The sequence below is a fragment of the Bacillota bacterium genome (genome assembly GCA_040754675.1).
Classification (GTDB): domain Bacteria; phylum Bacillota; class Limnochordia; order Limnochordales; family Geochordaceae; genus Geochorda.
Window position 1 is genome coordinate 1 of record JBFMCJ010000189.1, and the last position, 7,613, is coordinate 7,613.

Consider the following 7,613-nt stretch of genomic DNA (forward strand, 5'->3'; position numbering starts at 1 on the left):
AAGCCGAGGGTCGCGGGTTCGAATCCCGTCTCTCGCTCCAGTTTTTTATGAGCCGGTGTAGCTCAAGGGCAGAGCGGCGCATTCGTAATGCGTAGGTTGTGGGTTCGATTCCCTCCACCGGCTCCACGAAAAGCCAAGTCCCGGAACGATTCCGGGGCTTTCTATTTCCTGCCACCGGCGGCGGTAGAGCACTTTGGGAGCAATTTGGGAGCAATCAGCGCGGGTAGGGGCGGCCTGCTTCCCCTGGCCGGACAGGATACGGTCGAGGCGGGCGGCGTCCTCGTCGGTGCTCCTCAGGGCGGCGGCGCTTGCACTCGTGCATGATACCCCTGATACGGCATGATGGCGTTGGGCGCTCCCCAACGTGTAACCAATACACCAGCCGCCGAAGAGCAGCAACAGCCGACGGCACGGGGGTCCCTAGCAGGAGTTGAGGCGCAAGAACGTCTTCCAAGACTCCTTGCTTGCCAATAGGGGGTGTTTTAGTTATCCTAAGGGGAGGAGGGTTGCCCACATGGAAAGAGCGCTTAGCGTTGCCCAGGTTGCCGAACGCCTTTCCGTCCACCCGAAGACAGTGTACAACATGCTGGTGCGGGGCGAACTCAGAGGAGTCAAGGTGGGACGAGTATGGCGCGTGCCAGCAGAAGAACTGGAGGTCTTTCTGCGCGGCGAGAGGGCTGCTGAGGCCCGCCCAACCCTTCGTGAGTACACGCGGAGTGAGATCCGCCGGTTTCTGAAGGCGGACAAGGTGGACGAGGCCACGGTCCGGAAAGTGGAGCAGCTGCTCCAATGAAGCGGGTCTTCCTGGACGCAAGCTGCTGGGTGGCAGCTGCTGGTTCCTCTACCGGCGGCTCCACGCTCATCTTGATGCTTGCCCGCGCGGGCCGGGTCCGGGTGGTGGCCACGAGGCGGGTGCTCAAGGAGGCGGAGCACAACATTCGCACCAAGATGGGGGAGGAATCCCTCCTCCGCTATTACCGGCTGCTAGGCTCGGTCGAAGTCGAGCTGGTCCCCCCGGTCACCCCGGAGGAGGAAGCGGAGTGGTCGGGCCTCGTCGCCCCGAAAGACGCGCACGTGCTGGCCGGGGCGGCCAAGGCGAGGGCCGACGTCCTGATCTCCCTGGATCGACGCCACATCGTGACCGAACGCGTCCGCGAAGGTTTCCCCATCCCGGTCCAAGACACGAGAGAATTCCTGCGGGGTATGACCGAAAAGGCCGACACCCAACAGGGAGGCAAGGGGGAGTCCTGAAGTAACTTGAGGTGATCGGGGAACCACCGGCTCCACGAAAAGCCAAGTCCCGGAACGATTCCGGGACCTTCTACTTGCTGCTAGAGGCGGCCTCCGAGAATTCTGGGAGCAGTTTGGGAGCAATCAGCCCGGACGGGGCCGGGCCTGCCTACCCCGGTCGGACAGGATGCGGTCGAGGCGGGCGGCGGCCTCCTCGTCGGCGCTCCTCAACGCGGCGGCGTAGATGTTGGCCGTGGTGCGGATATCGGCGTGGCCGAGCCGGGCGGCGACGGATTGAGGGGCACGCCCTGGGCGATTAGCAGGGTGGCCGAGGTGTGGCGCAGGGCGTGGAACTTGATATGCGGCAGCCCGTGGCGGCGCAGGAAGTCCGGCCACCAGCTGCTGATGGTGTCCGGGTGTATGGGTGCGCCGTCCCAAGTGCAGAATACCCGGTCGCTGCCCTTCCACAGATCGCCCACCCGCAGCCGATTCTCCAGCTGCGCGGCGCGGTGCTGCTTCAGGAGGCCCATCACGGACGGAGGTACGGAGAGGGTGCGGCGGGAGCTCTCCGTCTTAGGCTCCTTGGTGAATACGCCCCTGCCCGGTACGTAGCAGGCCGCCCTCTGGACCGTGATGGTGCCGGCGGCGAAGTCCACGTCCCTCCACTCGAGGCCGACCAATTCGCCGCGCCGCAGCCCCGTGGCCAGGGCCAGCATTACCATGGTCCGGTACTGAAGGGGTTCCCCGTCCAGGGCGGCCAGAAGCGCGGCGACCTGGGCTTCGTCGTAGGAGGGGGCCTGCTGCGGCCGGGCGCGCGGCGGCTCGATCTTTGCGAGAGGGCTCGCAGCCAGCACGCCCCACCGCACGGCGTCCGCGAACATCTTGGAAAGCACGCGGTGGTGGTAGAGAATGCTGGCCTCCGAGAGCCGGCCCGCCTTTCCGTCCTTGCGACTCCCCTCCTGCCGGAGCCCGTTGTAGAACTCCACGAAGTGCAGCGGCTTCAACTGCTCGAGGCGGTAGTGACCCATGGCCTCGCAGGCCCGCGCCAGCACCTGGCGGTAGCGGTGGGCGGTGCGCGGCGCCAGCCGGGGATCCACGTGGTCCCGCAGCCACCGGTCGGCGAACTGGCGCAGGGTGAGTCGGGCCGGCTGCACGTACTCGCCCCGCAGGACCTCGGCCGCGAAGAGGTTCAGGAGGCGGCGCGCCTCGCGCTCGGAAGAGGCCTGGACCCGTTTGCGGTAAACTATTCGCCTGCCCTCGTTGTCGACTCCACCCGAAACGTTGAGGCGCCAGCTGTTCTCCCCTCGCCTTTCGACCCAGCCGGCCACGCTATGTCCCCTCCTTTACCCAGCCTGCCACCGTTGCCTCATCCGACCCCAGAGCTTCGGCGATTTCGCGGATGGCCTTTCCGGCCGCGTACATCTCCTGGGCCCGCGCCTTACGCATCCTGTAGGCCTTGGTACGGCAGGCGTTGCTGCAATAGATGCGGTCGGCCCGGGCTGCCCCGGGCGACACTTCGAACCAGGTTCCGCACTCCTCGCAGCGGCGGTAGGTCTTCCGGTCGGTTATGGCGCGTGCGAACTGGAGCCAAAGCGCCCCAATCAGGCTTCGTGGGACAATGCTGAGCCTCAGCCGTGTGTGGGGCTCGTCCCACACGAGTTCCACCGATACCCGTTCCTTGAGGTTAGCGTTGACCACACTCTGAATGTGGTAGAGCGCCGGCATCACGAGATCGCCCCGCATGAGCCGCTCCAGCCGCTCGGGGTGAACATGTGGGGCTGCGATCCACTCCGTGTAGGGCCGCTCGCGGGAGCTGTCTTCCGAGCGAGGGGGCTCGTAGAGGACGCCCGTTCCCCCGGGGACGTCCTTCCACACGATCCGGCGGCCGAGTGTGGTTGCGTCTCCGGCCTGGACGGCATCCCACAGCTCCACTGCCTGGCTCATCAGCGAGATCTGCGATCTCCAGAACGTCAGGGGTTCGGCACGGGCAATCCCCATTCGGCCCTCTTCGTCTACGAAGTCGATGAGCTTCCGCTTTCCAGGGTCGTTTAGGAGGCCATATGTGGCCGCGAAAGCCATGATGCCCTCTTTGGTTGGAGGGGTGTGGGCGAATGTGCGGAACAGCCCAGTGTAGGTTTTCAGAGGCTCATACTGTCGGTACCCGCTCGCCACGCGTACCGGCATGCCATCCGTGAGGTAGTCGTCCTCGTAGTCGGTGTTGACTGCTCTCGTGCGGAACACATAGACGCCGTTCTCCGCCACGTGCCAAACGAATCGGGCCACGTCGGGCACGACGCTCACCCCCAGCGACCTGTTGTTACGGATATTATATCAGGAGTTGTATTGACGGCCAAGAGTTGTATCGGTAGAATGGTACTGGGTAAGTGTCGCAGTTCCGGCACGGAGGCGGTAAACCATGGGCGACTGTTTGCGCGCACGGGAAGCTGCCGAACTACTAAACGTCTCGCCCTGGACGGTGTATCGGCTCGCGAGGGAGGGCCGCATCCCGCACGTTCGCATTGGCTGCCGCGTCCTGTTTCGCCGGTCGAGCCTCATTGCATGGCTCGACCGCCAGGAAGCCGAGTCGGTGCGAGCCCGGGGTGACCGATCGGCGGTCGGCTGATGCTTCTGGAAGGTCGGCGGAGTCGGGCAGGGCCGATACGAAGAAGATGGCAAACGCCGCGAGCGACCGACCGGCCAGGTCATGAGTGTCGGCATGCAGGGCGCAATGAACATCCTAGGGACTCGGGGCTCGCGCGGTCAGGTTTATGGAGGGACCGCAAATGCCGATACGAGGGGGCCGGCCTTTTATCCAACTGTGTGAGTGGTGGGTAACGTTCACGAGGGCGTTACGAGCGGTTGCCCCTACCCCAACGCCCCATCGGGCTCTATGGGGTCGATGACCACCCTGGGCCTCGGCTGCTTCAGGGCGTACCGCCACGGACCGTCCGACTGTATGTACCGGCGGACCGTTCGCCGGGACATGCCCAGCTCACTGGCAATCTGGCGGATAGATTGTCCTTCCCGGAAGTAACGGGATCTGATATCCTGGATTCCATCCACATCGGTCACTCCCATACCCCGCTTTCTGGTGGATTCTGCTACACACCCACCAATCATAGCGGGGTTAAAGTCCCGATGTGGATCCCTTTCAATGTCCACACCGGTCCCCATTTAGGATTACAGCTAAGCTCCCGAAGCCAGCTCCTCGACCTTGACGCCTCTGCTGACCAGGTAGTTCTTGATGGCGTCCGGGTCGGGGAAGTGTTTCTTCGCCAGTTCCAGGTGCTCCTTCACGAGAGCGGGGCTGGTGCCGGTGATGCGGTGCATGGCCTTTTCGGGGACGCGGTAGTACACCAGCATCAGCACCCGGTCGAACAGGCGCAGGTAGGCGTCCACTGAAGAGGGCGCATGGTAGATCCTCCGCGCGATCTCGGTGGTGGAAAGACCCTGCAGGGCCAGCTCCACCACGATCGTCTTGTGCGTCAGCGTCCTGCCCATGTCCAGCACCGTGCCGGCCGTGGGCAGCAGCACCCCGAAGCGCTCCTGGTACGCGTCCAGCAGTTCACGGATGAGCCCCGGGCTGAAACGTAGTGTACGGAAACCCCAAATGTGTGTGCCGGGGCGGCGGTGGGCGTGGGCTGCTTCTGGTGGTCGCGCGGCGTTGTCCGTGTGTCCGGGGCTGGCGCCCTCCGTGGATGTATGGTATTTCTTGGTTTCGGACCGGAACGCGAACCCAGTGCGAGTTGCCGGGGGAGGCACGTGGACCAGTGTCTCCCGCATAGCGGTGGGTTCTTTCTACTACGTCGTGAAGGACGGACCGGCGGGTGCGTGGCGGGTGCTGACGGGCGGCACCGGGCCCTGACGGGGCCTGGCGTTCGGCGGAGTGAAGGGGAGGTTTAGTCCCGGCGGCTCCCGGAGGTACCTTTGCCCGGGTGAGGGCCCTGCTGCGGTGCCGGCCGGTGTCTCGCGTTCGGGTACGACCCCACAAAAAGCTGTGGTGCTGGCGAATGGTCTGGAAGAGCGCCTCCGTGCGGGAGTGGAGGACGAAGAAGAGAAGGAGGCCGAGGAAGACCACGAGGGCCTGGCCAATCGGATAGCTAAGCTGGAAGCCGAGCTGGCGGACAAGCCGAGTGATGCCCAGATCCTCTGGAAGCTGGCGGTGGCTTACCGCGCGGCTGGGGAGTACGACAAGGCCATCGAGGTGCTGAAGGAGTTGGGGAAGCTTTCCCCGAAGGGCGCGAAGGTGGCGGTCATGCTGGCCCTGTGCCTGCGGGCCAAAGGTTACGCTCAGGCTGCGCTCACGGAGCTGGAGGGACTGGGCGCGACCGTGCCGGGCGCGGTGTATGGCTACCGCGCCATCTTGAAGGAGGAACTCGGGGAGCTGGAGGAAGCGGTTGAGGACATGGAGGGCGCCGTCTCGGGCGAGCCGGCCCAGAAGGACCTGTACGAGAAGCTGGGCGGGCTGTACGAGAAGGCCGGCAAGGGCGAGGGCGTCAAGGTGTTCGTCAAGGGGAAGAAGGTTAGCTTTGACGTACAGCCCATGATCGTCCACAACCGCACCATGGTGCCCGTCAGGGCCATAGCGGAGGCGCTGGGTGCCGAGGTCAGGTGGGACGGTGAGACCCGGACGGTCACCGTGCTGAAAGCTGGCAGGGTGGTGCTGATCCCGATTGGTTCCCTCAAGGCCCGGGTTGATGGGGCGGAGGTGGCTCTGGACGTGCCGGCGGTGATCGTGGGGGACCGGACCCTGATCCCGCTGCGGTTCGTCTCCGAGAGCCTGGGAGCGCTCGTGGACTGGTTCGGGACCGGCCAGGTGGTGGCGATCAACTGAAGCCCGTGCTCGCTTCGGATGGGGCCTCGGGGCGGCTCGCTCCGAGGCCCTTTCCTGTGCGACGCTTTAAACGCTAAAAGCGGCGAAGAGAGGCGCGGACGAGGAGGTGAGCAAGGCTCTAGCGGCACTGAGGGAGGCTGTTTTTGTTCGGCTTCGGCCGCGGCCGGCGCTCTGGAGTTGTGCGCGGAGCGGGCCAGGCTGAGGAAGCCGGGCTAATCTTGGGGCTTTGCCTAGCCGACCGGGCTTCGTATCGATGCAGTCCTGATCGGGACAGGAGACAGGATCCGGCAGGCGTGCTGTTCGCGGGCTGCGTGTTCTCGGGCGATGTTAATGCTGCATGTGCGACTAATGCCACGGGGGTACTCCTACTGTTTCAAGCCGCACTAACCGGGGTGGGCTGCGTCGAATGGCGCGGGCTGCTCTGGTGAGTGCATCGGGGTAAGGCGGGGCGGTCTGTGACCGGGTGAGACCAGACCACGCTACCTTGCGAAGCCCTGCCGCTCCATCCTGCCCCAGACCCTCACGCCGCGCACATACTCGAGCAACCCCCGCAGTCGCCAAAGCACCGTCAACTGGCGGTAGCCGAAGTTGTCCAGCACGGCGCACCACACGAGCTTCCAGGTGTCCGAGTCGCTCGGGTACCGGAAGTAAAGGTCTTCCCCCAGTCTGATTGCAGACAGGGAGACGAGGGTGCCCAACAGGCAGGAAACCGCAACGAAAAGCAAGGCGAACGTGTAGTCCACGATCCCTAGGCAGAGCGACACGGCCAAGGCCGCATACCCGGTGAGCTCGATGACGGGGCCCAGGGCCTCGACCAGGACGAAATAGGGGAAGGCCGCGAGGCCTACCACCCCGTAACGGGGGTTGGCCAGCATGCTCAAGTTGAACCGCAGGCTATCCAGCAGGCCCCGGTACCACCTCGCCCGCTGGCGCGACAGCAGCCTGACCGTGTCCGGCACCTCGGTCCAGCAGTATGCCTCGGGCACGAACCTGATGGAGTACGGCCTCCCCATTTTCCGCATGACCCGGTGCATGCGCACCACCAGCTCCATGTCTTCCCCCACCGTGTCGTGCCGGTAGCCTCCGCACCGGACGACCGCTTCCCGGTCGAACAGCCCGAAGGCACCCGAAATTATGAGCAGGGCGTTCAATTGCGACCAGGCTACTCTTCCCACCAGGAACCCCCGCAGGTACTCGAGCACCTGCAGGCGCACCAGCAGTTTCCGGGGAAGGCGCAGTTCCCCCACCTTTCCCGCTTTGATGGTGCTATCGTTGGCCGGCAACACCAGGCCGCCCGCGGCAACGAGATTCCCGTCCCGGCAGAATTCCTCGCGCAGCTTGGCCAGGGCCTCTGAATCTATCACCGAGTCCGCGTCAATGGCGCACACGAGGGAGCCCCCTGCCATGTTTATGCCGCAATTTAGGGCGTCGGCCTTGCCCCCGTTCTCCTTGTCCACCACCAGCAGGTTGGGATAGAGGGAGGAAGCGTAGATCTGCCGGACAGGGCGGGTATCGAGTAGAGGCACGTACGGTCGGGGCGACGGGTACA

9 protein-coding genes and 1 tRNA gene are annotated in these 7,613 nt (G+C 64.8%); 5 read left to right on the plus strand and 5 right to left on the minus strand.

All coding sequences use genetic code 11. The features are described from left to right. Positions 1-51: 51 nt before the first annotated feature. The 3 genes from AB1609_11860 (at position 52) to AB1609_11870 (ending at position 1,251) form a co-directional block, all read left to right on the plus strand. A tRNA-Thr gene (locus AB1609_11860) sits at positions 52-126 on the plus strand. A 388-nt stretch (positions 127-514) separates the two neighbouring features. Continuing rightward, positions 515-793: a helix-turn-helix domain-containing protein gene (locus tag AB1609_11865; protein MEW6047161.1), complete on the plus strand. Its 279-nt coding sequence runs from the start codon at positions 515-517 to the stop codon at positions 791-793. Further along, a complete protein-coding gene (locus tag AB1609_11870; GenBank protein ID MEW6047162.1) occupies positions 790-1,251 on the plus strand; it encodes a PIN domain-containing protein in 462 nt (153 codons plus the stop codon). Before AB1609_11865 ends, AB1609_11870 begins: the two co-directional genes overlap by 4 nt. A gap of 206 nt (positions 1,252-1,457) precedes the next feature. Here AB1609_11870 and AB1609_11875 read toward each other — a convergent pair whose 3' ends face one another. Further along, positions 1,458-2,558, minus strand: a complete 1,101-nt coding sequence (locus AB1609_11875) for a tyrosine-type recombinase/integrase (GenBank protein ID MEW6047163.1) — start codon at positions 2,556-2,558, stop codon at positions 1,458-1,460. Position 2,559: 1 nt separating this feature from the next. Beyond that, positions 2,560-3,531 (minus strand): hypothetical protein, encoded by a 972-nt coding sequence (locus AB1609_11880; GenBank protein MEW6047164.1) that lies wholly within the window; start codon positions 3,529-3,531, stop codon positions 2,560-2,562. Positions 3,532-3,646: 115 nt separating this feature from the next. Between AB1609_11880 and AB1609_11885 the strand changes: the two genes are divergently transcribed. Beyond that, positions 3,647-3,853 carry a helix-turn-helix domain-containing protein gene (locus AB1609_11885; GenBank protein ID MEW6047165.1) on the plus strand — a complete coding sequence of 69 codons (207 nt, stop codon included), beginning with the start codon at positions 3,647-3,649 and terminating at the stop codon, positions 3,851-3,853. A 242-nt stretch (positions 3,854-4,095) separates the two neighbouring features. Here AB1609_11885 and AB1609_11890 read toward each other — a convergent pair whose 3' ends face one another. Together AB1609_11890 and AB1609_11895 are read right to left on the minus strand one after the other, a co-directional pair. Then, positions 4,096-4,308 carry a helix-turn-helix domain-containing protein gene (locus tag AB1609_11890; GenBank protein ID MEW6047166.1) on the minus strand — a complete coding sequence of 71 codons (213 nt, stop codon included), beginning with the start codon at positions 4,306-4,308 and terminating at the stop codon, positions 4,096-4,098. Positions 4,309-4,416: 108 nt separating this feature from the next. Beyond that, positions 4,417-5,013 carry a DUF1670 domain-containing protein gene (locus tag AB1609_11895; GenBank protein MEW6047167.1) on the minus strand — a complete coding sequence of 199 codons (597 nt, stop codon included), beginning with the start codon at positions 5,011-5,013 and terminating at the stop codon, positions 4,417-4,419. 256 nt (positions 5,014-5,269) lie between these two features. Between AB1609_11895 and AB1609_11900 the strand changes: the two genes are divergently transcribed. Then, a complete protein-coding gene (locus AB1609_11900; protein MEW6047168.1) occupies positions 5,270-6,064 on the plus strand; it encodes a stalk domain-containing protein in 795 nt (264 codons plus the stop codon). A gap of 479 nt (positions 6,065-6,543) precedes the next feature. Here AB1609_11900 and AB1609_11905 read toward each other — a convergent pair. After that, the coding region (locus tag AB1609_11905) for a glycosyltransferase family 2 protein (protein ID MEW6047169.1) at positions 6,544-7,613 on the minus strand (1,070 nt) is incomplete at its 5' end.